The following is a 26,486-nucleotide window of genomic DNA, read 5'->3' on the forward strand; positions in this document are numbered from 1 at the left end:
GGGTTTGTTTTTGGTTGGGGTTTATTTCCGGCACGGGCAGGCCTCCCCCGAAAATTCATCTCCCTCGTCCCCCGCCGGGGGGGGGGGGGGGCGGCCCCTGAGATCAGGGGCCACCCCGACCACTCACTTCTGCTGCGCGAGCCAGTCGGCGAAACGGGTCTCAGCGATACGCGCGTCCGGGCCGGGAAGGAGGGTGGTCTCCTTCACCTCGGCACCGGAGTACGGGGCGTGCGGGTCCGTCACGACCGTGCGGGGGTCCTGCTTGGCGGCGAGCCCCTTGCGGATGATCTCGTCCAGCTGGAACGTGTCGGGGCCGGCAACTTCCACCAGGCCGTTGAGGGGCGTGCCGACGGCCGTGCGGCCCACGGCGGCGGCCACGTCGCCGGAGTAGATGGGCTGGATCTTCACGGGGGCCAGACGTACGGTGTCGCCCACGGTCGACATGGCCGCGATCCCCTTCATGAACTCGAAGAACTGGGTGGCGTGGACGATGGAATAGGGGATGCCGGACGCCTTGATCAGCTCTTCCTGGACCTGCTTGGCGCGGAAGTACCCGCTCTCCTGGAGGCGCTCGGTGCCGACCACGGACAGCGCCACGTGGTGCGTCACGCCGGCCTCGGTCTCCGCCTTCAGGAGGTTGGTCGTGGAGGTGCGGAAGAACTCCATGACGGCCTCGTCCTCGAACGAGGGGGAGTTCGACACGTCGACCACGACCGACGCGCCCTGCAGAACCTCGGCCAGGCCCTCACCCGTCAGTGTGTTGACGCCGGTGTTGGGGGCGGCCGGCACTGCTTCGTGGCCGTGCTCGTTGAGCTTTTCGACCAGCTGCGAGCCGATAAGGCCGGTACCGCCGATGACTACGACCTTCATGATGGGGATCCTCTCGGAGGTTTCTCAATGTGCAGCGGGCATTTCTGAGGTGAGTCGCTCGCTTGCACCGGTCACTGTTGTCTGTACTAGGAAAGACAGGATGGTGACTGTATTTGTGACAGGGCACCCGGGTGGGTTTCGCAATTTCTTTTTCTGGGACAGAAACCGGCAGGTCACTCGGCGAGCTTGCCGTCGGTTGAGACTTCTTCCATCAGGAAGGAGATCTCCTCAGGGATGGCGGGAATGCTCTCGCGGGTGATCCCGGTCGTCGGCGACCACACGAGGTTGACCTGGAGCGCCGGGTCCAGGTCCGGGTAGTCGCTGCGGTTGTGGCAGCCGCGGGTCTCACGGCGCTCGAGTGCCGCTTCGAGCGTGGCCCGGGCCGCCAGGGCCGCGGACTTGAGGTCGAAGGCGTGGGCGAGATCCTGGTAGCCGGCGATGTCGGGATGCACGCCGACGTTCTCCATCCGCTTCTCGATCACATCGAGCTCTCCCAGCCCGGCCCGCAGCCCCTCCTCGTCGCGCACGACGCCCGCGTACTCGGTCATGGTGTTGCGGATGGCGCGTTGCAGCGCGCGGACGTTCTCCGGCCCGTCCGCCACGAGCAGCTCGTCGACCTCGGCGCGGGCCTCGGCCACCGCCGATGCCGAGCGCGGCTGCGCGGTCAGCGAGTCCGAGTAGGAGGCGGCGGCCTGCCCGGTGATCCGGCCGTAGACCAGCAGCTCGATGAGGCTGTTGCCGCCGAGCCGGTTGGCGCCGTGCAGGCCGCTCGCCGCCTCGCCGATGGCATACAGACCGCGCACGTCGGTGCTGTGGTCCTCCGGTCGGACCCAGACCCCGCCCATCGAGTAGTGCGCCGTGGGCGCGACCTCGATCGGTTCACGGGTGATGTCCAGCATCTGCAGGTCAAGAAGTGTCTGATACACCCTGGGGAGCCGATTCATGATCGTCTGCCGGGGGAGGTGGGAGACATCGAGCCACACGCCGCCCTTGGATGTGCCACGGCCCTCCTTGATCTCCGCATAGGAGGCGAGGGCCACCCGGTCGCGGGTGGAGAGTTCCATGCGCTCGGGGTCGTAGCGGGCCATGAACCGCTCGCCGAGCGCGTTGCGCAGGATGCCGCCCTCACCGCGTGCGGCCTCGCTGACGAGGGTGCCGGCCGCGTTCTCCGGCTCGATGATCCCGGAGGGGTGGAACTGGACCAGCTCCGGGTCGCGCAGACGGGCCCCGGCCTCCACGGCCAGCCGGAACGAGTCACCGGTGTTCTCGTCGCGCCGCGACGACGTGCGCCGCCAGATGCGGGTGTGGCCGCCCGCCGCGAGGATGACGGCGTCGGCGTGGATGAGGTAGCGCTTCCCGCTCGCGAGGTCGAAGCCGTAGGCCCCGAACACGGCACCGTCGTGCACCAGGAGCCGGGTGATGTACACGCCGTCGAGCATGGGAATGTCCAGCTGGCTCGCGCGCCTGATGAGCGTGCGCTGGATCTCCAGACCGGTGTAGTCGCCGGCGAAGGCGGTACGCCGGAACTTGTGCGCGCCGAAGAAGCGCTGGGAGATACGGCCGTCCTCCTCCCGGGCGAAGGCCATGCCGTAGCGCTCGAGATCGTCGATGCCCAGGGCGGCGCCCTGGGTGACGATCTCGGCGGTGCGGGGATCACCGAGCAGGTAGCTCTCCTTGAGGGTGTCAGCGGCGTGCTGCTGCCAGCTGTCCTCCGGGTCCATCGTGGCCAGAGCCGCGTTGATTCCACCGGCGGCGAGGGATGTGTGGGCGTCCTCCTTGGGGCGCTTGCCGACGGCGAGGACATCGATGCCGGCCTCGGCCAGCTCGATCGCCGCCCGCAGACCGGCTCCGCCGGTACCGATCACCAGCACCATGGTGGAGAGGCGTTGTTCTGTGGCAGCCATGATTGCTCCGATCGTTGTGGTCTTCACCCACTACGACCGGATGACCGAGGGCGTTGTGACAAGCGCCCCGCGTACTCCCCGCCCCGAACACCCGCCGAGTACTGACGCCAGCCCCAGCGCAGGCGAGAGACGCGACGACAGCCTGTGCTGCCAGGTCGTCGCTCGCCACCACTACCGGTCCATCCTTCCCGGCCTCCGTCCGCAGGGCCATGCGCTGCCGAAGTGAGGTCACCTGGGCAGCGCATGGTCCTGAAGTTGGTGGGACGCCGTGAGAACCGTGGGTACGGTGACCACCGATACGTCTCCGATGAGAAGGCGATGCACCGGGCAGCGGTCTGCTACCTCCAGCAGGCGCTCTGCCTGGGCGGGCTCCAGGTCGCCGACCAGCCTGATGTTCTTGACTATCTGTGCTCGTGTACCGAACTGCAGGTCCACATCGACCTGCTGGAGCTGCCACCCGTGCCGGTCCGCATACGCACGGACCGTCATGGAGGTGCACGATCCGAGCGCGGCCAGGAGCAGCTCTCCCGGTGTGGGCCCCGTATCCGTGCTGATGGGCTCGGGCTCGTCCGCTGTGAGGATGTGCGGCCCGACCGCGATGGAGCGGGCAAGGCGCTCGCCCTCACGAATCGACACGGTGCGTCCAGTCATGGGTTGCCTCTCCGCGGGAAGAAAACGCGCTACTCGTGGTCGGTGGTCGCCACACAGGGCGGCGGGTTTCGTCCAGATGCAGTGCCTCTCTGGTTACCCACTAAGACAAACGGGCTCATGTCCGTGTGACAACGGGCGACCGGTGAACGGCCCGGGAAGCGCCGTGTGCCAGCGAGCGGCGGCACACGGCGGCTGCCCCTAGGGAGCCAACGTGATGGTGGTCGGCGTTCCCTGCGAGGCCATCTTCGCGTAAGGGCACAGTGCGTCGGCCTTCTCCAGGAGGGGAGTGGCGATCTCCGGAGCGACACCTGGCCATTTGACCACCAGGTCGACACGCAGCAGATAGCCGCCGTCTCCCGGATCCCGCCCGAACGCCACGGTGGCCTCTATGGAGATCGAGGCAGGATCGAGTGCCTCCTGCCGCGCCACCAGGCTCAGGGCCCCGTGGAAGCAGGCCGCGAAGCTGGCGGCGAACAATTGCTCAGGGTTGGTTCCCTGGCCATCCCCTCCGAGTTCTGCGGGCATGCGCAGGCTGAGGTCCAGGGCCCCGTCGTCCGACCGTGCCATTCCCGAGGCTCGCCCGTGGCCGGCCGTACCGCCGCTGACGGTCACAGTCGTGGAGTAGATGGGGGAGAAGGAATCCCCGTCGAAGTCCTTGTCGGTGGACAGATTGGGCAACTTGATCTGGTCGTTCACAGCATGACTCCGGCGTCGCCGCGGTATCCGCCCCGGCAGCACCCGGCAGGCACGCACGGAGCGGGCAACGCGGTGGAAGGTGAGGGGCCGGCCTCTGTAGGCGTCTTCGCCTGGTGGGTGGGGGCATACCCCCGTCCGCAGGCGGGGGCCACCGTGCCGCTCACGACATTCGTCATGTGGTGTGTCCTTCATCTTGGAGAGACCTTGGGTTCCGGATAGCTAGTTGACCGGCAAGTCACCTCTCTCGTGACACAGCCGGCACCTCACTCCAGGGCCGCGCAGGTTTCCCCGACTGACGCGCTGGGCGTTCAGTCGCTGAGGGACGCCACGTAGGGCAACAGCTTGGCCGGATTCATCACCCACATGACCCGGTCGATCCCTTCGGCGGACGCGTCCACGGACAGCAGGGCCACGGCGTTCCCGTCGGCAGAGACAAGAACTGCCGGTCGTCCATTGGCCTCGAGCCATCGAATGTCCATCTGGGGCCAGAACCGGGGAGCGAAGGCCACGAGGTACTTGGAGACGTGCGGACGTCCGATGACCGGAATCTTCGACGCGCCGCGCACCCCGCCGCCGTCGGAGTAACTGACGACGTCCGCGGCGAGGACGTCCTCGAGCACCGCCAGATTGCCCGTCTGCGCAGCGGCGAGGAACACTTTCAGCAGCCGCGTGTGATCAGCCGGGCTGACGCGTTCCTTGCGCTCGGAGGCCAGGTGCTTGCGCGCACGGCTCACCAGCTGCCGGGTATTGGCCTCACTCGTTTCCAGGATGTCCGCGACCTGCTTGAAGGGGTAGTCGAAGGCTTCCCTCAGGACATAGGCCGCCCGTTCCACCGGGTTCAGCTTCTCGAGGAGAAGGAGAACCGCCAGCTCGAGTGCCTCGGCCCGTTCCGCCCCCACGTGCGGGTCCAGACTGGTGTCGACCGGTTCGGGAAGCCATGGCCCGACGTACGATTCCCGCCGGACCCTGGCGGAATGGGCGAAGTTGATGGCCAGTCGTGTGGTGACGGTGGTCAGGAAGGCGGCCGGCTCGCGGATGTTCGCGTGGTCCGTGTTCTGCCACCGCAGCCATGCCTCCTGAACGAGGTCCTCGGCTTCCACTGCGCTACCAAGCACGCGGTACGCGATACCGAAGAGCCGCGGGCGCGCCGCGAGGAACTCCCTCGTCGCCCGGTCAAGAGAATCAGCGTCATCCCCAGTGTGCATGGTCATCCCTTCCGGCTCCGAGGCCACCATGCTATGAGCCGTCCTCGCAGTGTGCGCACGCGGGCTGGGGGAGGACACGCGCCGATGTCAACCTTGTAGGCGCACAGTGTTACTCATTGTGTTCTGGCCGGACTGTCCCACGTGAGGGCCATCGCGAGTACGGCCGGATCGTCCCGTCCGGGCAGTAGGGCGAACCCGTGCTGTGCCAGGTCGCTGATCATCGCGGCGCGAGAGGCCGGCCACATCCAGAATGTTTCGGTGTGTTCCCGCAGCACGCCCTCCGCCCCGCGTACCCAATAGTCGCAACGTGTGCGGAGCCGGCTCCCGTCGGCCGACATGACCATGCGTCCTCCGTACTCGTGCTGACCAACTCTCTGATCCGGGAAGACCCGTTCGGTCTCCTTATCGGGAAGGTGAGTGGGCGGGAGTTGAAGGAGCAGTGAACCGCCAGGAACGAGCGCCTGGGCGAGGGCCGGCCAAAGAGCACGCCGTGCGGCGGGTGCCAGACAGCCGATCGTGTTGTGGCAGACCGCCACGTCCGCGACATCACGCAGTTCAGCCTCTTCAAGCGTCTGAGGGTGCACAGTGACCCGTTCCCTCAGTTCCGTGGGCAGGGAGGCGAGGCGGGTCATCAACGGCGTGCGCATCGCGCGTGCAGGTTCTACGGCGTGCACGCCGACCCGGGACTCCAGAAGACTCATCAATGTGACGCGTCCGGTTCCGGCCCCGACATCCAACACTCCAAGACGGGCGTTCGCGACATGGCGGCCGTAGAGATGATGGACCCGTATCGCGTCCTGCTGGGCCTGGAGGACGTCGTAGAACTCGGCGCTGACGGCATAGTCGTCCCGCTGCACGCGAACAGTTGATGATTTCGATATAACAGGGTGCATATCCAGCAAGACCGGCGATGCATTGAATTTGTGACCTCTTGTGCCGGGGTCAGGGGTCCGCGCCGGGCAAGACGTCGTTGGCGAACGCGGCGTTCTCCAGGAGTGACTTGACCGCAGTCAGGTAACGGGCGGCGTCCGCTCCGTCCACGAGCCGGTGATCGTATGACAGCGACAGATGCACCAGATCGCGGATTCCGATGGCAGGGTTCCCGTCGGCTTCCACGACCGCAGGGCGCTTGACCGTGGCACCGATGCCCAGGACGGCGACCTGACCCGGCGGCACGATGACCGTGTCGAACAGGGCGCCGCGGCATCCGGTGCACCGATGACGGCTAGCTCCGCGCCGATCTCCACGGTCTCGTCCTCGGCGACTGTGATTCCCAGCAGTACGTCGGCGGCGCGGGAGGGGATCTCGGTGTCCACCTTGTCGGTGGAGACCTCCAGCAGGGGTTCGTCGGCCTCGACTGTCTCGCAGACCTGCTTCAGCCAGCGGGTGACCGTGCCCTCGGCGACACTTTCGCCGAGGGCCGGCAGGGTTACGCCCGCACGCTGCGGCCCGGGTTCACCCCTGCCAGCGGTAGCGCTCGCGGGCCTGCGCGACCGTCTCCGGGTCGACATCTCCGGCTTGGGCCAGCTGGTCCAGGGCCGCCACGACGATCGACTCGGCGTCCACGTGGAAATAGCGGCGCACGGCATCCCGGGTGTCCGACAGACCGAAGCCGTCCGTCCCCAGGGACGAGTAGTCCTGCTCGACCCACTGGCTGATCTGGTCGGGTACCTGCCGCATCCAGTCGCTGACTGCCAGGACCGGCCCTTGCGCACCCGACAGCGCGCTGGTCACGTACGGGGTGCGCTCCTCACCGCGCAGCCGTGCCCGGTCCGCGCTCAGTGCGTCACGGCGCAGTTCCGTCCAGGACGTCACCGACCAGACGTCCGCGTGCACGCCCCACTGGGACGCGAGGAGGTCCTGTGCCTCCAACGCCCAGTGGATCGCCGTGCCGGAGGCCAGCAGCTGGATCCGCGGCCCGGCATCGGGGGACTCGCCCTTCCGGAACCGGTAGATGCCCCGCAGGATCCCCTCTTCGACCGACGGCCCGGACGGCATGGCCGGCTGCCGCTTCGGCTCGTTGTACACCGTCAGGTAGTAGAAGACGTCCTCGGGCTGCTCGCCGTACATCCGCCGCAGCCCCTCCCTGACGATCACGGCGATCTCGTAGGCGAAGGCAGGGTCGTAGCTCACCGCCGCCGGATTGGTGGAGGCCAGCAGGTGGGAATGTCCGTCGGCGTGCTGCAGTCCCTCGCCGGTCATGGTCGTACGGCCGGCCGTCGCCCCGATGACGAACCCGCGCCCCATCTGGTCCGCCAGGGCCCAGAACTGGTCGCCGGTCCGCTGGAACCCGAACATGGCGTAGAAGATGTAGAACGGGATCATGGGTTCGCCGTGCGTGGCGTAAGAGGTCGCCGCGGCGGTGAACTCGGCCATGGAACCGGCCTCGGTGATGCCTTCGTCGATGAGCTGGCCGTTCTTGGCTTCCCGGTAGTAGAGCAGCTGATCGGCGTCGACCGGTTCGTAGGTCTGCCCGTCCGGCGAGTAGATCCCTGCCGTGGGGAAGAGGGACTCCATGCCGAACGTACGGGCTTCGTCGGGGATGATCGGCACCCAGCGCTGCCCGGTCTCCTTGTCGCGCATCAGGTCCTTGACCAGGCGGACAAGGGCCATGGTGGTCGCCACCTCCTGGTTGCCGAAGCCCTTCTCCAGCGCCTCGAAGGGGCGGGTCGGCGCCTGTTCCAGCGGCTTGGCGACGACCTTGCGCACCGGAACGGGGCCGCCAAGAGCGCTGCGCCGGTCACGTAGATACTGCACTTCCGGCGAGTCCTCACCGGGGTGCCAGTACGGCACCAGGTCGCCGCTCAGCGCGCTGTCCGGGATGGGAAGCTCCAGAAGGTCGCGCATCTGACGGAACTGCGCCATCGTGAGCTTCTTCATCTGGTGGTTGGCGTTGCGTGACTCGAAGTCCGGCCCCAGCGTGTGCCCCTTCACCGTCTGGGCGAGGACGACGGTGGGCTCACCGCGGTGTTCGAGGGCGGCCCGGTAGGCGGCGTAGACCTTGAGCGGTTCGTGTCCGCCGCGCGAGTTCTCGAACATCTCCACCAGTTGGGCGTCACTCAGTCCGGCGGCGATGCCGGAGAGAGCGTCGCCGGTGAAGAAGTGCTTGCGTATGTAGGCGGCGTCCCGCGCGGCGTACGTCTGCATCTGCGCGTCGGGCACCTCGCCGAGGCGCTTCACGAGCTCCCCGGTGGTGTCCTGCTGCAGCACCGGGTCCCAGGCCTTGCCCCACAGGGACTTGACCACGTTCCAGCCGGCGCCGCGGAACCGGGTCTCGAGCTCCTGAACGATCTTGGAGTTCGACCGTACCGGACCGTCCAGGCGCTGCAGGTTGCAGTTGACGACGAAGGTGAGGTTGTCGAGACCCTCGCGGGCGGCGAGCGCCAGCGCGGCCATCGACTCCGGCTCGTCCATCTCACCGTCCCCGAGGAAGGCCCAGACCCGCGATGCGGAGGTGTCCTTGATGCCCCGGGCGTGCAGGTAGCGGTTGAACCGGGCCTGGTAGATGGCCGCGAGTGGGCCGAGGCCCATGGACACGGTCGGGAACTCCCACAGCCACGGCAGACGCCGGGGGTGGGGGTACGACGGCAGTCCGTGGCCGTCGGCCTCCCGCCGGAAGGCGTCCAACTGTTCCTCGTTCAGGCGCCCTTCGAGGAACACGCGGGCGTAGATGCCTGGCGAGGCATGCCCCTGCAGGTACAGCTGGTCGCCTGAGCCATCCCCCTCCTTGCCCTTGAAGAAGTGATTGAACCCGATCTCGTAGAGCCACGCCGCCGACGCGTAGGTGGAGATATGACCGCCCAGGCCCAGGCGCGAACCGCGCGTCACCATTGCCGCCGCGTTCCACCGGTTCAGCGCGGTGATCCGGGACTCCATGGCGACGTCACCGGGAAAGGCCGGCTGCGAGGCCGCAGGGATCGTGTTGATGTAGTCCGAGGACAGAAGCCCGGGCAGGGTCATCCCGGACCTGGCCGCGTACTCGTGCACCCGTCGCAGCAGGTACACCGCCCGTTCTGGACCGGCATTCCTCATGACGGCATCGAGTGATGCCTGCCATTCCGCCGTCTCCTCGGAGTCGCGGTCGGGTAGCTGGTCGAGCTCACTCGTCGTGGAGAGCTCTGTGGGCCGGACCGGATCACTCATGGCAGCCTTCCTGTCAGGGCGTGGGGAGGGGAGGGGCCGGCTGCGGACGCGGACGTGCTTCCGGTACCTGCCGGCAGTGTGTGCGCCGTAAGACGACGCGCATCACATGGAGGGGATCACCGCCGGGCGAGCCACTGGGCGAACGTTTCGTGTCCCAAGTGGGCGTCCGGCGCGGGAAGCAGCGTCCGCTCCCCGACCTCCGCACCGAAGAAGGGGGCGTGTGTATCGGCGACCACCTCACGCATGTCGCCCCGCGCGGCCAGCAGCTTCGCGGTGAGGTCGTCGAGACGGTGTTCCTCAGGGCCGGCGACCTCGAGATTGCCGAACAGCGGTATCCCCACGGCGACATGAGCGATCGCAGCGGCCACATCGTCCGCCGACACGGGACGCGTCAGCACGGGCGCAACATGTACGACGTCTCCGTACGCCGCGGGGCGCGACATGTACTCCACCGACTCGAAGAACGGCGTGGCGCGCACGACGGAATGGGGAATCGGCGAGCGCCGCACCTGTTCCTCCTGCAGCGCCTTCGCACGGAAGTACCCCGCCCGCAGACTCTCGGCCCCCACGACGGACAGGACCACGTGATGCTCGACGCCTGCCGATGCGGCGGCCTCCAGCAGGTTGCCGGTCGCGGTGCCGAAGAACTCCAGGCTCGCCAGCTGCCCACGGGATGGCGCGTCAGTGACGTCCACCACCACGTCGGCGCCGCGCAGGGCCTGGGTGAGCCCCTCCCCGGTCGTGACATCGACACCGCCACCGCGTGACACCGGCACAACCTCCACACCGTGATCCCAGAGCCTGGCCACAGTCCTGGAGCCGATCCGCCCGGTGGCTCCCACAACAACGACTCTCATCTGGGTCTCTTCCTGTCGGGGGTCGGTGACCCCACTGGTGCCTTCTTGACGGTGGCGGTGACGGTGACGGTGCAGTCAGCCACCAACCCACCACACCTACGACAGGGCTCGTGCTGTTGTTGTGACACTGCTCGACCGTGTCACGGATCCACGAGGCACTCGGTCATCACTGAGCGTTTTCCAACCTCACGTTGACGCGTGGTGATGGACGAGGACGGCCTTCACCATGTCGGTGATCCGGTTGGTGCTGCAGCGGAGCTTCCGCAGAAGACGCCAGCCCTTGAGCGTGGCCATAGCTCGTTCGCCGGCGCATCGGATCTTGGCGTGACTGGTGTTGTGGCGGCGCTTCCACCTCTTCAGACGGCGACCGCGGAACGGGACTCGAACAGGCCCGCCGGCGCCTTGATACGCCTTGTCCGCCCAGCACTTCAGGCCCGCCTCGGTGAGCGCGTCGATGATTCCGTGGTGTCGGGCAGCAGTGAGGTCGTGGGTCGATCCGGGCAGGGCGGGCGAGGCCCAGAGCAGGCGTCCGAACGGATCGGCGAGGACCTGGATGTTCATGCCGTGGCGCTTGTGTTTCCCGGAGGAGTACGGGGAGCCCGCAGCGATCCGGTCGATCGGCAGACAGAGTGCCGTCCAGGATCACGAACGCCTTCTCGCGGATCGTCCGCATCGCCTCGGCGAGTGAAGGCGCGAGGGCGGCCAGGGCCTCGACAGCTTCGCGTATATAGCGGTAGACCGTGGCAATTCCGATGCCGAATCCGGCAGCGAGCTGGGCGTAGGTATCACCGCACCGCAGGTGCGCGAGGGTGAGCAGAGCCTGGCGGCCGACGGCCAGACGTCGCCACCGTGTACCGATCTTCGCCCGCCGCGCGGCCAGTTGACCGGTAAGGAACCGCAGGGTTCGGCTGGACAGATCGATCGAGGATGAGTAGACAAGCATGCGAAGCTCCTGGCAGGCGCGGGTGATCTTGGTCCAGAACCCGTCTACCAGGAGCTTTGTCGTTGCGCAGGGGCGTCCAACTTGCGGTCAGTATCGGGATGTTGGAAATCGCTCAGTGTCATCGATCCCCCGCTGCGCAGCGCCTCCTCCAGCCCTTCGCGCTGTCGACTGCGGTCGTGATCGTCGTGTGCGGGCGATTCTTCTCGAGGCTCGCGAGCCGGAGGATCACCTCATGTTGTGGCATGCCGGGCGTCGGCGGGGTGATGGGCGACGAGGAGTTGCCAGGTCAGTTCGGCCATCTCGTTCGGTGTGCGGGGGCTGTCGCGTTGGAGCCAGTCGGTGGCCACGCCGAGGAGTGCCCCGGCGGTGAATGCGGCAGGTACGTCGTGGGGGATGTCGGTCGTCGAGACGCTGTCCGGCGCAGCGCCGGCGTTGAGGCGCACCGTGACGTGGACGCTGGCGCAGATGCGGCTGCGGATGTGGTCGATGACGCGGGCGCTGCCCTGCGGTCCCAGGAGGCTGCGGTAGAGGCCGGCGTGTTCGGCGAGGTTCTCGAAGAACGCGACGAGTGAGCGGGCGGGTTCCGCATCCGGGGCCGCCAGCGCGGGGTCGAGGGCGGGAAGGGACTCGATGAGGGTGTCGATCGTCGCGGTGCAGGCGGCCTCGGCCAGTTCATGCACGTCCCGGTAGTGGTCGTAGAAGGTCGTGCGGTTCACCCCGGCCTGTTCCGCCACGTCCGCGACGCTGATCTGCCCCAGGTCCTGCTCCTCGACGAGCTTGATCAGCGCTCCCTGCAGGGCCGCGTGAGTACGCCGTACGCGGCGGTCGCCTGCCGGCGCGTTCCGTCGAGACGTGGTCATGGCCCACACTCTACCTAACCGACAAGTGTTGGTTTTCCAACTAGTGTCGGATACTGTGTTATCTGAAGTGGACCTTCCGGTCGAGAGACGAAGCACCATGAAGCTCACCGTGGACGAACCCAAGTGCGTAGGCGCCGGGCATCGCCCCGACGTCTTCGATCACCGGGAAGAGGGAGGCATCGTCGTACCGCTGACCGAGGCTCCCGGGGGACGGTCCCCAGTTCGAGATCACGGGTCGACATCAGACCCGCAAATCCCTCACGAGGCGTTACCAGCAGACGATCGCTGCGGCGCCGGAACAGACAAGGAGTAGTGGAATGCAGGGACTCAACGGAAAGCGCATCGTCGTCGCCGGAGGTGCCTCCGGGATCGGTGCGGCCACTGCCGAGCGGCTCGCGGCCGAGGGCGCGGCGGTCGTGGTCGGTGACATCAACATCGACGCGGCCGAGGCCACCGCCAAGCGCGTCACCGATACGGGCGCAACGGCTTTCGCCGTGGAGTTCGATCTCGCCGATGAGCGTTCGGTTCGTGCGCTCGTCGACACCGCCGTCTCCCAACTCGGCGGCGTCGACGGCCTCTACAACGTCGCCGCCGACGTCTCGGCGGAGACCTTGGGCCGTGACGGCGATCTGCTCGACATGGACCCGGCCGTATGGCGGCGCACCCTGGAAGTGAACCTGATCGGCTTCGCGCTCACCAGCCGCGCGGTCCTTCCCCTGCTGCTGGAACAGGGCGGTGGTGCCATCGTCAACACCTCCTCCCTCGCGGCGCACGTGGGCGACCATGCGCGTGCGGCCTACCAGACAAGCAAGGCGGGGATCAACGCACTCACCCGGCACATCGCCTCCCGCTGGGGCACGCAGGGCATCCGCTGCAACTGCGTGTCTCCCGGAGTCGTGCTGACTGAATCCGCGCAGAAGATGGCTCTGAGTCCGGAGGCGCTGGAGTTCACCCGCATGACGCTTCCCAGCACCCGCTTCGGCAAGCCGGAAGACCTGGCCGGCGTCGTGGCGTTCCTCCTGTCCGACGACGGCGAGTGGATCAACGGGCAGGTCTGGTCGGTCAACGGCGGCGCGATGCTCCGCGAGTAGCGACCACGAAGCCCTGCGAGCCCTTGGGCCTGCTCACGGTTTTGATCGTGAGGTTGAGACAGGTCTTGGCCCAGTCGACGAGGGTGCCGGCACAGGCGCAGTCGGGGCCCAAGTAGCTGCAGGCGGAAGGGGATCTCGCGGGCCGCTCCGGCCGACCAACGTGTACTTCGCGAAGTCGGTGGCCGGGGCCTTCACCAGATCGGCGACGTACTTCGCCGCGGTGGGCGGAACCTCATCCAGTGAGCCGCTTTCAACCCGCGCCGTGTTCTGGATCACACTGCATCTGACCTGCTCAAATTGAGGTTGGAAACGCTCACTGAGAGTCCGGTGTTTATACCTTGCTCGCGACCACCATGTAGTTCTCGGCCTCAAGGTCGAACGTGCTCAGTTCCGTTTGGAGTCCGACCCGGTGCAGCTCGACTTCGAGTTCCTCGTACCGGTAGGGCCAGCAGGACAGCAGTTCCGAGCGGACAAGAACCAACCCGGTCGCATCAACTTGCGCGATCGCAATCTCGATGTGGTGCTCCTCCTCCCAATGCGGCGCAATCTCCCAGCGGTAGACCACGACGGCATCGCGACCGTTCCGGCGGACGAGTCGGTCACTGATCTCCAGCCGGGAACCTCTGACCCTCACGAGTTCCCAAGTGCGGGATGTGAGTACCAAGCGCCCGCCGGGGCGCAGAAGCCGTGACATCGACTCCAGAGCAGCACCCCTGCCTGTCGCGCCCGCGGCATGGTGAAGCGAGTTGCCAACGCAGAACACCATGTCGAACGTGTTGTCCTGGAAATGGTCGGGCAACTCTTCCCAGTTCGCCCGTACGGCCCGGACGGATGCCCCGAACTCCTCAGACAACTCTGCAGTCCGACGAACCATCGCCTCGCTGGCGTCAGTTGCGACAACCTGCATGCCACGACCGGCGAGGCCAACCGCCAACTGCCCGGTTCCGCACGAACAGTCGAGGACGTGAGCGTTCGACGGCAGGAGATTGAGGACGTCGTCGAACGACGCAGCGAACTCGGCTGGAGGCAACTTTGCATCCGAGATGAGCCATTCGTACACCTCGGCAAGCACGTCATAGCCTGTCACAACCACTACCTCCGTCACGCGGCAGACTCGGTAGGACGTCAGTCCATCAGCGGAGCAAGCCGGGCACCAATGGTTTTCGCAAGGATGGCTCTGACGGTGTTTGTGGGTTGTCAGTTGTCCGTCTGAGTGGATGTCACCGGCTGGTTAGCTGGGAAGTTGTTCGTGAGAAGTAGTGTCACTCGCGGGGTTGCGGTGGCAAGGTGAATGTGCTCAGTGAAGGAGCACCGCCGATGCCGCCTGGTCAGTCGAAGGTCGAGTTGTATGCCGCGCTGCGGCGTGACGCTCGCGAGGGCATGTCGAACCGGGCGCTGGAGCGCAAGTACCGGGTGGGCTGGCGGACTGTTCAGAAGGCGCTGAGTTCGGCGTGGCCGCAACCTCGGGAGTCGTACGCGCCTCGCCGTTCCAAGCTGGATCCGTTCAAGCCGGTGATCGACCAGATGCTGCTGGCTGATCTGGATGCGCCGAGGAAGCAGCGTCACACGGTGGTCCGGATCTATCGCCGGTTGATCAACGAGCACGCGATGGACGACGTGTCCTACCAGGTCGAACTGCTGCTGGCCGAGTGCGACGACCGCGCCAGGCGCCGCTCCGAACGCCGGATCAAGGCCGCCCAGTTCCCCCGGGAGAAATCGCTGCGCGAGTTCGACTTCGATGCCAATCCGAACATCGACTCCGCCGTCGTCGGCTCGCTGGCCACCTGCGAGTGAGTGAAGAAGGGCCTGCCGCTCTGCCTGATCGGTGACTCCGGCACCGGCAAGTCTCACCTGCTCATCGCGCTCGGCATCGAAGCCGCGATGGCAGGTTTCCGGGTGAAATACACCCTGGCATCGAAGCTGGCCAACGAGCTGGTCGAGGCCGCCGACGAGAAGATCCTGACCAAGACCATCGCCCGCTACGGCCGCGTCGACCTGCTCTGCATCGACGAACTCGACTACATGCAACTCGACCGCCGCGGCGCCGAACTCCTCTTCCAGGTCCTCACCGAACGCGAGGAGAAGAACTCCGTCGCCGTCGCCTCCAACGACTCCTTCGCCGGCTGGGGCAAGACCTTCACCGACCCCAGACTCTGCGCCGCCATCGTCGACCGGCTCACCTTCGGCGGCAACATCCTCGAGACCGGCACCGAGTCCTACCGCCTCGCTCACAGCCGCGAACTCGCCCGCTAAGCCATCCCCACACCATCCGGACTGCCGTGAGAATTCACCAACATCCAGCCGGCCCGAGGCCACGAACCGCCGTCAACTTTCACGGCCAAACGACGTCAGCATTCACGGTCAAAGCCACTTTCTCGCCGAACAGCTCCCACAACTCTTCAGGCACGATCCGCTCAACAAGACTTGCCATGCGCAACACAAGGAGCCGCAGGACCAAGGGAAACGACGTCCAACGCGAACCCGGGACGGCATCCAATGGCGTCCTTGCCGACTTCACCGACTCCGGGCGCAGTGCTCCCCGGCGCACGTGGCAGCAGCCCGTGTGACCCGGTCACCGGGGGAACAGTTCGAAGACGACGGCCTGATTCCCGCCGAACCGTGCACTGTGCGCGCTGGTGACGGCGGTGAGGAAACGGCGCGCGTACGTCTCGGGGTCCTCGTTGGTCAATGCCTCGATGTACGCGTGATGCCGCAGCAGCGACTGCACCGCCTGCTCAAGACCCCGGTCCGCGCGCACCGCGTGGGTGGGCTCGGGGGAATTGGCTACGGCGACCCACCGCACGCCGTTCCAGGGGCGCAGTCCCTGCTCGGTCAGTTCCGGAAAGATCCAGCGGTTGCCGGCGTCCGCCGCGGCGTCGAGGACGGCGCGGCCCACAGCCACGTGATCCGGGGTGTTCCAGACACCCGGGTCCCAGGTCGCACGGTGGTTCAGGGTGATCACCAGCTCGGGCCGGTGACGGCGGATGGCAGCGGCGATGTCGCGGCGCAGGGGGACGCCGTACTCGATCACGCCGTCCCGGTGGTCGAGGAACTCCACCGCGCCGACACCGACGGCGGCGGCACTGGCACGCTGTTCCTTCTCCCGCAGGGGTCCGGCCTCGGCCGGCGCCAGCGTGTCGATGCCCGCTTCTCCGCGCGTGGCGAGGACGTAGGTGATCTCACGGCTGTCCTGGACCCAAGAGGCGATTGCGGCCGAGCACCCGTATTCGAGGTCATCGGGATGGGCCACCACGGCGAGGGCACGCCGCCAGTCGGTCGGCATCGGCAGCAGTTGCGGGAGAGACGAATCGGACACAGTACCTGCTTTCATCGATTGTTCCCGTGATGGTGCGAGAGCCGCAGCGCCAGGGGCGGTTCCGTCAACCAGCCGTGGGCTCGCCAATGAACCCGGTGACGGACCGTAGAGGTCTTTCCCAGCGTCATGAAGGCCAGCAAGGCTCCGATCGCCAGGCTGGCTGCGCACAGCGGCATCGCCCGGCTGAACGACGCGTCGAAGGCTGTGCCTGAGCGGTACGCGTCCGGCCCCATGCCGGCGAGCAGCGGCAGCGCCGCCACGGCTACGAGTCCGGAGGCCCGGGCCGCCGCGTTGTTGATGCCGCTCGCGAGCCCGGCGTTGCTGTCGTCCACGGACGACAGGAGCGTCACGGTCAGCGGAGCGACAAAGATGACCATTCCCGTCCCTATGACCAGCAGGGCGGGGAGAACGTCGACGACATACGACGCGCCGTTGCCGACACGGAGCGTCATCAGCATTCCCACTGCGCATATGAGGGGACCCGCGGTGAGCGGAACGCGTGGACCGAGGCGCTGGGCGAGTTCACCCGAGTGGGACGAGAAGATCAGCATGAGGACGGTGGTCGGCAGCATGGCGGCGCCGGCTTCGAGCGCCGAATACCCGACGACTATCTGGAGTTGGAGTGCGGTCAGGAAGAAGAACCCGCCCAGACCCGCGTACAAGCAAAGGGTGATCAGGTTGATCGAGGTGAACTGGCGGGAGGCGAAAATGGTCAACGGCATCATCGGGTCGGGGCGACGCCGTTCGACGAGAACGAACGCGATGCCCGCCGCCACACCGCCGGCCGCCGTGACGGCGATCATGACACCTCCGTCGCGGGCCTCGGTCAGCGTGTACGTCGCCAACCCGAGTGCGAGCGCCCCGAGGACGGTCCCCAGGACGTCGAAGCCACGCTGCCGGTGCGCGGTGTCCGCTGCGGCAGTCTGCGGGGGCGTGCCGAATGACTCCGGTACGTGGCGAAGGGCGATCGGGACGCACGCGAGAGCCAGCGGAACGTTCAGCAGGAAGGTCCAGCGCCAGCCGGGCCCGTCCACCAGCCAGCCTCCGAGGAAGGGGCCGGCTGCCGCGCCGATGCCGCCGAAGCCCGACCACAGGCCGACCGCGCGGGCCCGGTCGTCCGGATGGAACGACGCCTCGATGAGCGCCAGCGAGCCCGGGGTGAGAAGCGCCCCTCCGACGCCCTGCAGGGCGCGGGCGGCGATCAGCATGCCCGTGTCGGCGGCCAGACCGCACAGGAGAGAGGCAGCGGCGAACCACACGACACCCAGGACGAAGATCCGGCGCCGCCCGAAGCGGTCACCGAGCGCTCCTCCCAGCAGGATCAGGCCGGCGAGGGTCAGCATGTAGGCGTTCACGATCCACTGCAGGGCTGCCAGGTCGGCCGAGAAGTCCTCACCTATGTGCGGCAGCGCGATGGTGGTCGTCGAACCCAGGAGCACCAAGGTCGAGCCCAGGACGGTGGCCAGCAGGATCCATCTGCCGCGGGCGGTTGCGATGCGCGCGGTGGGTTGTGCGTGCGAAGAGATGTCCATGTCGAAGTCCCGGCGTCAGCAATCGGATTCAGTAGCGAGCTGCGTATTCGTGGCGTAGGAGCCTCACAGCACGGACCGCGCCTGCGAACGCGTCGGGGCGTTCTTGCGGCAGGTTGTGGCCTGCGTCCTTCACTTGGCCGTGCGGCCTGGGGCCGATGAAATGGTGGGCGGAGGACGTACGTTCGTCGCTGAAATGCCACTTGGGGGAGTTGCGGTCCCCAGTCGTATCCGGCCACATAGGCCTTCTCCATGCCCAGGGCGTCCATGAAGAGAAACGTTGTGGGACCGTGCCTCCGCAGATTGGGGGCGCTGACCCGAAGGCTCTGTTCGGCCAGCGGAGCCACGTCCGCGTAACTGGGGATGTCGTAGGGAAGCCCGTGCAGGAGCAGTACGGTGGCGCCGTTCCGCGGCCCTGTTTCGTCGTAGGCCCCGTCCAGGGCATCGGATCGCGCGTGCCGCGGAGGGACGAGCATCCTGGAGACTCCTCCGTGATCCGGTGCGTGTACGGGCTGATGGCGGCCGGCAAGGTGTGACGCGAGAACGGACGGGCTGCTGTGTCCAGGGACAGCACAGAGGCGGTCTGCAGCCGGCGGCGTGGGCCGGTGGCCTTGGCGGGTGACTGAACACGGTGTGACAAGTAAGACCGAGCAGCCTCTGGTGTGACAGGCGGGTTGCGGGGCGGCGCGCACGGCCCTGGGTGTGACGTTGGTTGTGGTTGCGCCTTACTGTCTGGTCGACGGCGCAGAAAGAGCATGGCGGTCTCCGGCAATGCCGTGTCCCTTTCCCCCACTGTCCGGGCCGGCGATGTGCAGGATCCACGCGCGACGTCCTCGGGATCGCCGAGCGATGGCGTTCACACGCACCTCTAGAGGCGCAGTCGGCTGCAAGGCTCAGTGAAACCGGCTGGAGCCCGCAGTCCGTCTCCACGCCTGAGGCCGGGGCGGCGTGGAGACGGACAGTGTGTGTCCGGCCGGGCCGGATGTCTGGCTCAGCCGAACTGGCCGGGCTGGTAGCTGCCGGCGGGCTGCTGGGTGATGATGTTGATGCGGTTGTAGGAGTTGATGACAGCGATGAGGGAGATCAGCGCAACGAGCTGGTCCTCGTCGTAGTGTTTGGCGGCGTTCGCCCAGGCCTCGTCGGTGACCCCACCGGCCGCGTCGGCGATCCGGGTGCCCTGCTCGGTGAGTTCCAGCGCGGCGCGCTCCGCCTCGGTGAAGACCGTGGCTTCCCGCCAGGCGGCGACCAGGTTGAGGCGCACCGAGGTCTCACCGGCCGCGGTGGCGTCCTTGGTGTGCATGTCGGTGCAGAAGCCGCAGCCGTTGATCTGGCTGGCACGGATCTTCACCAGCTCCTGAGTGGCGGCCGGCAGCCCCGAGTCCGACACCATCTTGCTCGCAGAGTTGATGTGCTTCAGCACCTTGGCCGCGAGGGGATTGCCGAAGTAGCTGAGACGAGAATCCATGGCGGTCTCCTAGCCGGGTTGCGGATACGCACTACTGACCGGTCGGCCCGGCAAAATGTGACACGTGGGGGCGTGTGATGTGTGTCTCCGCCATGCGGGCGGTTCTCGCAGTCACACTGTCGTACGTTGTGATGGCGAATCCTCGGCGTAGCAAGCCGTCAGAGGGACTCAACGTATCGCTGGACCGTATCGCCGCCGAGCACGGAGAGGAGTTGCAGGCGTGCGTGGCTCTCCGTACCGGGCACCGCGGTAAAGACCTGGAGTCGCTGCGCCTGGTCGGGGTCGACCAGTGTCTGGCAATGGAGTTCCAGCAGTCCCAACTGAGGGTGCTGAAGGCGCTTCGGGGCGCAGTAAGGCCCGATCACCGGGTGCTCGGTCCAGAGCGCTGCGAACTCGGGGCTGGCTGTCCGCAGTGCGTCGACCAGTTCGGCGGTGCGTGAGTCACTGCCGTCGCGCGCGTGGGCGCCGTGGAGATCCGCTACCAGAAGGCGGCTGTGTCCGGCGTGATCGCTGCTGGGATGGGTCAGCCTGGAGGCGGGATCGGTGAACCAGCGAAAGTGGAGACTGCGAGCCAGTCCGGTGAAAGCTGTCTCGTCGCCCAGCAGCGCGACGGCCGGCCGGGTCTGTTTCAGTGTCTCGCCCAGGTGGTTGACCACTTGCGCGGGAGTGTCCTCCAGCCGGTCGAGGATGCGCATCATCCCCGGGTTGATGTGGTCGCCGCGCCGGACCCGTCGGGGGACGGCGTAACCAGCGATCTGAAACAGGTGATCGCGCTCCTCGAGAGACAGATGCAGACCGCGTGCGATCGCGCCGAGCATCTGCTCCGAGGGATTCGGCCCATGCGGTTGTTCAAGCCGGGTGTAGTAGTCGGCCGACATGTCGCACAGAGCCGCCACCTCCTCCCGGCGCAGCCCTCCGGTACGCCGGCGGCGTCCGCGCGGGAGGCCGACGTCCTCGGGTTGGAGGGCCTCACGCCGCGCTCTGAGAAAGGCCGCCAGTTCGGCTCTGTCTGCCATTGCGCTGTCCTCTTCGGTTGCGATCGAAACGGATCCGTGAACGGGCCGGTTGACTCAGACGGCCGCGAACGTGACGCCTGTGAGGCGCTCGGAGATCTGCCAGAGCCGGGCCGCGTCGGCTTCGCTCCGGGCCGACTTGTAGATCGCCAGCTGTTTGGGGTTGCCGGTGAACTGGCCAAGGCCGTCAGGGCCGTACAGGCGCCCGCCTCGTGCGTCAGGGCTCGTGGCCGCGTACAGCGGGGGCAGCAGCCCGGCGTCGACGGATTGCACGAAGATCCCCCAGCGCGCGAGCCGCTTCATGATCGCTTCATGGGGTGCGGGGCGGGCGCGGCCGAGGTTGGGCCCGGAGGCGTAGAGATTGGTCAGTGTCGTGCCGGGGTGAGCGGCGTTGCTGACGATGCCCCAATCGCCTGCCGTGCTCAGCCGGTTGAGCTCGAGGGCGAACAGCAGATTGGCCAGCTTGGACTGGCCGTAGGCCCGCACCGGCGAGTATCGCTTCTCGCTCTGCAGGTCGTCCCAGTTGATGCTGGAGCGTGCCGCGGTGCTGGTCATGGTGGTGACATGAGCCCGACCGGCGCGCAGCAAGGGCATCAGACGCCCGGTGAGTGCCACATGGCCGAGGTGGTTGGTTCCGAACTGCAGCTCGTACCCGTCCTCTGTCGTGTGCCGGACCGGCGGGGCCATTACGCCGGCATTGTTGATCAGGAGGTTGATCGGTCTGCCTTCCGCGTTCAGCGTGTCAGCGAGGGTTTCGACCGACGCCAGCGAAGCCAGGTCGAGGACGCCTGTGGAGATCTGTGCCTCGGGCGCGCTCGCACGGATGCGCTCCACAGCGGCGGCACCCTTGGCCATGTTGCGCACCGGCAGGACCAGTTCGGCGCCGGCATGAGCGAGCCGTCCGGCCAGCCCCAGGCCGACGCCGTCACTGGCTCCGGTCACCACGGCGAGCTTTCCTCGCAGGTCGGGCACGGTTACGTCAGTCATCTCAAGCTCCCAGTCGTGTGGTCCCCTTGCACCAGAGTCCGTGACCGGAGCCTGCCGATCCATGTGGCGCTCAACCATGGATCGGGAGGGCATGGCTGAACCCGGTGCTGTTGTAGGGGATCCGGAGCGGCCATGAATATCAACACGGTGTGACACGCTGTTGTTCCCCACAGTATGGTCAATCATCGATGAAGGGCCCCGCCATGCCTGCAATCCTGATCCACGGTGTCCCTGACACCCACCACGTCTGGGACGGCGTACGCCGGTATCTCACCCGGACCGACGTGGAGGCCTGGGACCTGCCCGGGTTCGGGGCACCGCGCCCGGACGGCTTCGGCTCCACCAAGGAGGACTACGTCAGTTGGCTCATCGACCGGCTGGAGCGGATCGGTGAGCCGGTGGACCTGGTCGGCCACGACTGGGGCTGCATCTTCACCGCTCGGGTTGCTTCCGTACGGCCGGACCTGGTCCGCACGTGGGCCGGCGGCAACGGGCCGATCAGTTCTGAGTACGTCTGGCATCCGCTCGCGAAGATCTGGCAGGACCAGGCCGCGGGCGACCGTTTCATGGATGAGTTGGAGCCGGAGTCCTTCGCCGCTGACCTGGTGGCGGGCTTCGACGTGCCCGCTGAGCAGGCCAGGGAGATGGTCGGTCGGGTGGATGGGCCGATGAAGGACAGCATCCTCAAGCTCTACCGTTCTGCCGTGACCATGGGCGCGGAGTGGGAACCGGGGCTGGCGCAGGTGTCCGCGCCGTGCCTGGTGTTCTGGGGAGTGCTCGACCCGGCCTGCCAGATCGAGTTCGGCGTGAAGCTCGGTGCAGCCGTGCGCGCGACCAAGCTCGCCGAACTCGACTGCAACCACTGGCCGCCGCTGCAGAGGCCGGCCGAGGTCGCCGCGGCCCTTGAGGCGCACTGGGGCGCATACGCACGGTGACACCCGACAACGTCGGACCGCGCAGGCTGAGCGAAACCAGTGTCACAGATGCACCGTGCGCCCGGTCATCACTTCGAAACAGTTACGTGAGCCCTGGAGTGTGCACGGCGGCGATCTTTCGGCCGTTCCGGGGCGGACCTATGGAGGTGCAGCACAGTGTGGGACAACGACTCAGTGGACAGGACCAACGAGCAGCCGCGATCCGAGGCTTGGAAGACAGCAGCGAAGATGCTGCAGGATGCCAAGCCGCCCTTCATTCCCCAGGACGCTTCGGCCATGACCATCTTCGTCGAGTGGCCGCCCGGTGACCCTGGGACTCCTCCCCACCGCCACTCGGGGCCGGCCTTCGGGTACGTGATCGAAGGCGCGGTGCGCTTCGAACTTGAGGGTGAGCCGGAGCGCGTGGTCAAAGCCGGTGAAACCTTCTGGGAGTCAGGCGGCGACGTCATCCACTATCAGGACGGCAACGCCCTGACGGATGCGCCGACCCGGTTCACTGTGACCATGTTGTGTGAGCCGGGCAAGCCGATGCTCACGCTGGTCGACGAGGAAGAACTGGCGCAACGGGCCCACCTTCGTGCACCGCGTCTTGTGGACTGAGCTGACGCTTCCTGTTCAGGAAGGTCGACTCCGACCGAAGCAGCCCCACTCCGTGGGATGGCGCGCATGCGGATCGACGGTCCCCTGCACACCATCATGGCGGCGGCCTGTCCCCCAACAGACCGCCGCCCGCCGGACTGCATACCCCGACGCTCCCGCATATCGCGGCAGGGCACAGCTCAAAGGAGGCAACGGTGTTCGAACACCGGACAGAGGCAGAAATGAGGCTGCACTCAGAAAGGACGGCCCGGGAACTCGCCCTGAAAAAGCATCAGGGAGAGGACGGCGAGAACAACGACGCCATCGAGACACCGCCTGGGTCCGACGAGGTGCAAGCGACCACGGAACCGACAGTCACCATCGACGCAGAGCCAGACAAATGACCTCTGGCGTGGGCGGCCTGGGTGAGGTCGAGCATGACTGGCCGGCGGTCCCCTCTTGAGCCTGTGGCGGCGCCGCCGATTCGCCCGACGCACAGCTGATCGTGTCCCGGGCCCGCTGCTGAGCCGGCTTCACGGTTCTGCCGCTGGGCTCGGTCAGCCAAGCCCGTCCTGCATCACGCGAACTGCCTCGTCGTGATGATCCGCTCCGGAAAGGAACGAAGCAATGACGACGCTGGACGGGCAACCCGTGAGCGAGGTCGCGCGCGCAGACACCACGACGCAGCTACCTGCCGGTGAGCCGGACGCCTATCGGCAGGCTCCCGCCCACGTGGCAGACCGGCTCGGCGTCGACCCGGGGGTGGGGCTGAGCACAGGGCAGGTCTCCGAGCGCACCGCGGTCCACGGCGCCAATCGGCTGTCCGAACCGGCCCGGCGCCCGGAGTGGCTGAAGTTCCTGGACCAGTTCCGCAACTGGCTCATCGGCATCCTGCTGATCGCCGCCGTGGTGGCCGGAGCCATCGGTGACATCAGGGACGCAGCGGTGATCACCTTCGTTCTGCTGGTCAACGCCGTGCTCGGATATTGGCAGGAGCGGCGTGCGGAGCGCAGTCTGGAGGCGCTGCGCCGGATGCTGGTGCCCACGGCGAGGGTTCGCCGCGACGGCACGGAGCAGGTGGTGGAGGCACAGCTCCTTGTACCCGGAGACGTGGTCCTGCTGGAGGCCGGTGACCGGATACCGGCTGACGGCCGGCTGATCGTCGCGGAGACGGTCGAGGTGGCCGAGGCCGCCCTGACCGGTGAATCCCAGCCGGTTACCAAGAGCGTGACGGCCGTCGATCACACCTCGACAGCCCCGGTGGCGCTCGGCGAGCGCACCAGCATGCTGTTCATGAACACCGCACTGACCCGGGGCCGTGCCGAAATGATCGTCACGGCCACCGGAATGCGCACCGAACTCGGCGCCATCGCCGAGGCGCTGCGCACCGGGACCGAGCCGCCGAGCCCGCTCCAGGTCCAACTGGACAGCCTCGGCCGACGGCTGGCAATGCTGAGTGGAGTCGCTGTCGTCGCCTATGCCCTGAGCGCATTGGTCCGCGGCGAATCGCTCTCGGACGTCGCGCTGCAGGCCGTGGCCCTGGCTGTCGCCGCGATCCCCGAGGGGCTGCCCGCCGTGCTGGCCCTGACGCTGGCAGTCGGCGTGCACCGCATGGCCCGTCGCGGTGCCATCGTCAAACGACTGGCCGCGGTGGAGTCGCTCGGTGCGGCCACGGTCGTGTGCAGCGACAAGACCGGCACGCTCACCCTCAACGAGATGACCGCACGGACCTTGTGGACCGCGGGCAGGCTCTACGACGTCACGGGGGAGGGGTACGGGACGGCAGGCACCCTCCGCGTCCATGGTGCGGACGCCACGTCTCCCACCGACGATCTCCGTGACGCGGTGCTTCCCTTCGCCCTGTGCAACGACGCACGCCTGAGCGACGGCTACTTCGTCGGCGACCCGACGGAGGCCGCACTGGTCGTCCTGGCGGCCAAGGCCGGTGTGGACGCCGACTGGGTGCGTGAGGAACTGCCCCGCACGGGCGAGCTGCCCTTCGACGGGGCCACCAAGTACATGGCCACCTTCCACACCGAACCCGACGGCCGTACCCGTGTCTATGTGAAGGGCGCGGTCGACGTCCTGCTGGGCATGTGCACCGATGTCCTCACCGAGGACGGTGCGTGCGCCCTCGACCAAGGGCACAGGGACGAGATCCTCGCCGTGACGGGGCAGTTCGGCAGCACCGGACTCCGGGTACTGGGCGCGGCCACCGCCGTGATGGACGCCAGACCGGACGCGTTCACTCCGGCCGCGCTGCCCGGCTTGACCCTGGTGTCGGTCGCCGGGATCGCCGATCCGCCCCGCCCGCAGGCAAGGGAAGCGATGGCGCTGTGCCGCATGGCTGGAGTGTCCGTCAAGATGATCACCGGTGATCACGCCGACACGGCGGCGGCCATCGCCCGCGAGCTGGACATCGAGGGCGACGTCGTGACGGGCACTGAACTGGACCGGATGACGGACAAACAACTCGCCGAGCGCATAGACGACATCGGTGTGTTCGCCCGGGTCGCCCCGGAGCACAAGGTCCTGATCGTGCGGACGTTGACGAACCGGGGACACATCGTCGCCATGACCGGTGACGGCGTCAACGACGCCGCAGCGCTCAAGGCCGCCCACATCGGCGTGGCCATGGGCATCACCGGCACGGACGTGGCCAAGGAAGCCGCCGACGTGGTCCTCACCGACGACGACTTCTCCACGATCGTGCGGGCCGTCCGCGAAGGACGGGCCATCTACGCCAACATCGTCAAGTTCGTTCGCTTCCAACTGGCCACCAACATCGGCGCGATTCTGACCCTGCTCAGCGCCTCCCTCGCCGGTCTGCCCTCCCCGCTCACGGCAGCCCAACTGCTGTGGGTCAACATCATCATGGACGGTCCGCCCGCAATGGCCCTGGCCGTCGACCCCGCCCGTGACGATGTGATGCGCCACCCGCCGCGCGATCCGCGTGAGCGGATCCTGGACGGCCGACGTCTCTTCGCCATCGGCCGGGCCGGTGCGGTCATGGCCATGGGCACCGTGACGCTCTTCGCCGTCGCCCGCTCGTACGTCGATCCGGACACCGCCTTGACGATGGCGTTCACCACGTTCGTGCTGTTCCAGCTGTTCAACGCCCTGAGCGCCCGCGCGGACGACGGCCCGCTGCTGGACCGACAGCAGTTCCGCAACCGCGCGCTGTGGCTGTGCCTGGCCGGCGTCCTAGTCGTACAGGTCGCCGTCGTCCACCTGCCCTGGGGACACACGGTCTTCGGGACCGTGCCGCTGACCGTGGCCCAATGGGCTCTGTGCCTGGGCACGGCGTCCACCGTGCTCCTCGCCGAATTCGGCCTGCGCGCCGTACGGCCGGCACTACGCAAGGCGGACGTGCGGTTCTGACCGCACGCCCAGGTCGTCCGCCGTGGCCAGGTCACCGAACAGGGCCTGGCCGAGCGGCGGG

21 protein-coding genes and 5 pseudogenes are annotated in these 26,486 nt (G+C 67.3%); 7 read left to right on the plus strand and 19 right to left on the minus strand.

Annotated elements, in window-relative coordinates; all coding sequences use genetic code 11:
* Window positions 1–123: 123 nt before the first annotated feature.
* The 12 genes and pseudogenes from AB0I98_RS30115 to AB0I98_RS30170 all read right to left on the minus strand — a co-directional run bounded on the left by AB0I98_RS30115 (window position 124) and on the right by AB0I98_RS30170 (window position 12,129).
* Window positions 124–870 carry an SDR family oxidoreductase gene (locus AB0I98_RS30115; protein WP_362947546.1) on the minus strand — a complete coding sequence of 249 codons (747 nt, stop codon included), beginning with the start codon at window positions 868–870 and terminating at the stop codon, window positions 124–126.
* A gap of 173 nt (window positions 871–1,043) precedes the next feature.
* A complete protein-coding gene (locus AB0I98_RS30120) occupies window positions 1,044–2,774 on the minus strand; it encodes an FAD-dependent oxidoreductase (RefSeq protein WP_362947548.1) in 1,731 nt (576 codons plus the stop codon).
* 228 nt (window positions 2,775–3,002) lie between these two features.
* Window positions 3,003–3,425 carry an OsmC family protein gene (locus AB0I98_RS30125; protein ID WP_362947549.1) on the minus strand — a complete coding sequence of 141 codons (423 nt, stop codon included), beginning with the start codon at window positions 3,423–3,425 and terminating at the stop codon, window positions 3,003–3,005.
* Between the two features lie 198 nt (window positions 3,426–3,623).
* On the minus strand, window positions 3,624–4,121 hold the full coding sequence (locus tag AB0I98_RS30130; RefSeq protein ID WP_362947550.1) for an Ohr family peroxiredoxin: 498 nt from the start codon (window positions 4,119–4,121) through the stop codon (window positions 3,624–3,626).
* A gap of 308 nt (window positions 4,122–4,429) precedes the next feature.
* Entirely contained in the window at window positions 4,430–5,326 is an 897-nt protein-coding gene (locus AB0I98_RS30135) for an RNA polymerase sigma-70 factor (protein ID WP_362947606.1), read from the minus strand.
* A gap of 113 nt (window positions 5,327–5,439) precedes the next feature.
* Window positions 5,440–6,183, minus strand: coding sequence for a class I SAM-dependent methyltransferase (locus AB0I98_RS30140; protein ID WP_362947552.1), 744 nt, complete (start codon window positions 6,181–6,183; stop codon window positions 5,440–5,442).
* A gap of 85 nt (window positions 6,184–6,268) precedes the next feature.
* Window positions 6,269–6,502 (minus strand): 2-oxo acid dehydrogenase subunit E2, encoded by a 234-nt coding sequence (locus tag AB0I98_RS30145; protein WP_362947554.1) that lies wholly within the window; start codon window positions 6,500–6,502, stop codon window positions 6,269–6,271.
* 11 nt (window positions 6,503–6,513) lie between these two features.
* Window positions 6,514–6,759: pseudogene (locus AB0I98_RS30150) on the minus strand (biotin/lipoyl-containing protein); the annotation flags it as partial.
* 22 nt (window positions 6,760–6,781) lie between these two features.
* Window positions 6,782–9,469 carry a pyruvate dehydrogenase (acetyl-transferring), homodimeric type gene (gene aceE / locus AB0I98_RS30155; protein WP_362947556.1) on the minus strand — a complete coding sequence of 896 codons (2,688 nt, stop codon included), beginning with the start codon at window positions 9,467–9,469 and terminating at the stop codon, window positions 6,782–6,784.
* Between the two features lie 116 nt (window positions 9,470–9,585).
* Complete coding sequence (locus AB0I98_RS30160; protein WP_362947558.1) at window positions 9,586–10,326, minus strand: NAD(P)H-binding protein; 741 nt, start codon at window positions 10,324–10,326, stop codon at window positions 9,586–9,588.
* Window positions 10,327–10,512: 186 nt separating this feature from the next.
* Window positions 10,513–11,269 (minus strand): annotated as a pseudogene (locus AB0I98_RS30165) (transposase family protein).
* A gap of 230 nt (window positions 11,270–11,499) precedes the next feature.
* Window positions 11,500–12,129 carry a TetR/AcrR family transcriptional regulator C-terminal domain-containing protein gene (locus tag AB0I98_RS30170; protein WP_362947560.1) on the minus strand — a complete coding sequence of 210 codons (630 nt, stop codon included), beginning with the start codon at window positions 12,127–12,129 and terminating at the stop codon, window positions 11,500–11,502.
* 97 nt (window positions 12,130–12,226) lie between these two features.
* Between AB0I98_RS30170 and AB0I98_RS30175 the strand changes: the two are divergent.
* A pseudogene (locus tag AB0I98_RS30175) lies at window positions 12,227–12,334 on the plus strand (ferredoxin); the annotation flags it as partial.
* Window positions 12,335–12,446: 112 nt separating this feature from the next.
* Window positions 12,447–13,220 (plus strand): SDR family oxidoreductase, encoded by a 774-nt coding sequence (locus AB0I98_RS30180; protein WP_362947562.1) that lies wholly within the window; start codon window positions 12,447–12,449, stop codon window positions 13,218–13,220.
* A gap of 1 nt (window position 13,221) precedes the next feature.
* On the opposite strand, the pseudogene AB0I98_RS30185 reads toward AB0I98_RS30180, so the two are convergent.
* Both AB0I98_RS30185 and AB0I98_RS30190 read right to left on the minus strand, forming a co-directional pair.
* Window positions 13,222–13,363, minus strand: a pseudogene (locus AB0I98_RS30185) (IS5/IS1182 family transposase); the annotation flags it as partial.
* Between the two features lie 188 nt (window positions 13,364–13,551).
* Entirely contained in the window at window positions 13,552–14,307 is a 756-nt protein-coding gene (locus AB0I98_RS30190) for a class I SAM-dependent methyltransferase (RefSeq protein ID WP_362947608.1), read from the minus strand.
* Between the two features lie 524 nt (window positions 14,308–14,831).
* Here AB0I98_RS30190 and istB point away from each other — a divergent pair.
* Window positions 14,832–15,473: pseudogene (istB, locus tag AB0I98_RS30195) on the plus strand (IS21-like element helper ATPase IstB); the annotation flags it as partial.
* 319 nt (window positions 15,474–15,792) lie between these two features.
* On the opposite strand, the gene AB0I98_RS30200 reads toward istB, so the two are convergent.
* From AB0I98_RS30200 to AB0I98_RS30220, 5 genes are all read right to left on the minus strand, one after another.
* Window positions 15,793–16,536 carry a PIG-L deacetylase family protein gene (locus tag AB0I98_RS30200; protein WP_362947563.1) on the minus strand — a complete coding sequence of 248 codons (744 nt, stop codon included), beginning with the start codon at window positions 16,534–16,536 and terminating at the stop codon, window positions 15,793–15,795.
* Between the two features lie 11 nt (window positions 16,537–16,547).
* A complete protein-coding gene (locus AB0I98_RS30205) occupies window positions 16,548–18,068 on the minus strand; it encodes an MFS transporter (RefSeq protein ID WP_362947565.1) in 1,521 nt (506 codons plus the stop codon).
* 988 nt (window positions 18,069–19,056) lie between these two features.
* Entirely contained in the window at window positions 19,057–19,530 is a 474-nt protein-coding gene (locus tag AB0I98_RS30210) for a carboxymuconolactone decarboxylase family protein (RefSeq protein ID WP_362947566.1), read from the minus strand.
* A gap of 158 nt (window positions 19,531–19,688) precedes the next feature.
* Window positions 19,689–20,546 (minus strand): helix-turn-helix transcriptional regulator, encoded by an 858-nt coding sequence (locus AB0I98_RS30215; RefSeq protein ID WP_362947568.1) that lies wholly within the window; start codon window positions 20,544–20,546, stop codon window positions 19,689–19,691.
* A gap of 54 nt (window positions 20,547–20,600) precedes the next feature.
* The gene (locus AB0I98_RS30220; RefSeq protein ID WP_362947569.1) at window positions 20,601–21,530 is read right to left on the minus strand and encodes an SDR family oxidoreductase; all 930 of its coding nucleotides are present in this window, start codon (window positions 21,528–21,530) and stop codon (window positions 20,601–20,603) included.
* A gap of 203 nt (window positions 21,531–21,733) precedes the next feature.
* On the opposite strand from AB0I98_RS30220, the gene AB0I98_RS30225 reads away from it, so the two are divergent.
* From AB0I98_RS30225 to AB0I98_RS30240, 4 genes are all read left to right on the plus strand, one after another.
* A complete protein-coding gene (locus tag AB0I98_RS30225) occupies window positions 21,734–22,465 on the plus strand; it encodes an alpha/beta hydrolase (RefSeq protein WP_362947571.1) in 732 nt (243 codons plus the stop codon).
* 228 nt (window positions 22,466–22,693) lie between these two features.
* A complete protein-coding gene (locus AB0I98_RS30230) occupies window positions 22,694–23,065 on the plus strand; it encodes a cupin domain-containing protein (protein WP_362947609.1) in 372 nt (123 codons plus the stop codon).
* 194 nt (window positions 23,066–23,259) lie between these two features.
* Window positions 23,260–23,448 (plus strand): hypothetical protein, encoded by a 189-nt coding sequence (locus AB0I98_RS30235; RefSeq protein ID WP_362947573.1) that lies wholly within the window; start codon window positions 23,260–23,262, stop codon window positions 23,446–23,448.
* 223 nt (window positions 23,449–23,671) lie between these two features.
* A complete protein-coding gene (locus AB0I98_RS30240) occupies window positions 23,672–26,425 on the plus strand; it encodes a cation-transporting P-type ATPase (protein ID WP_362947574.1) in 2,754 nt (917 codons plus the stop codon).
* Window positions 26,426–26,486: the final 61 nt, after the last annotated feature.

It is taken from the genome of Streptomyces sp. NPDC050211 (assembly GCF_040656035.1).
GTDB lineage: Bacteria > Actinomycetota > Actinomycetes > Streptomycetales > Streptomycetaceae > Streptomyces.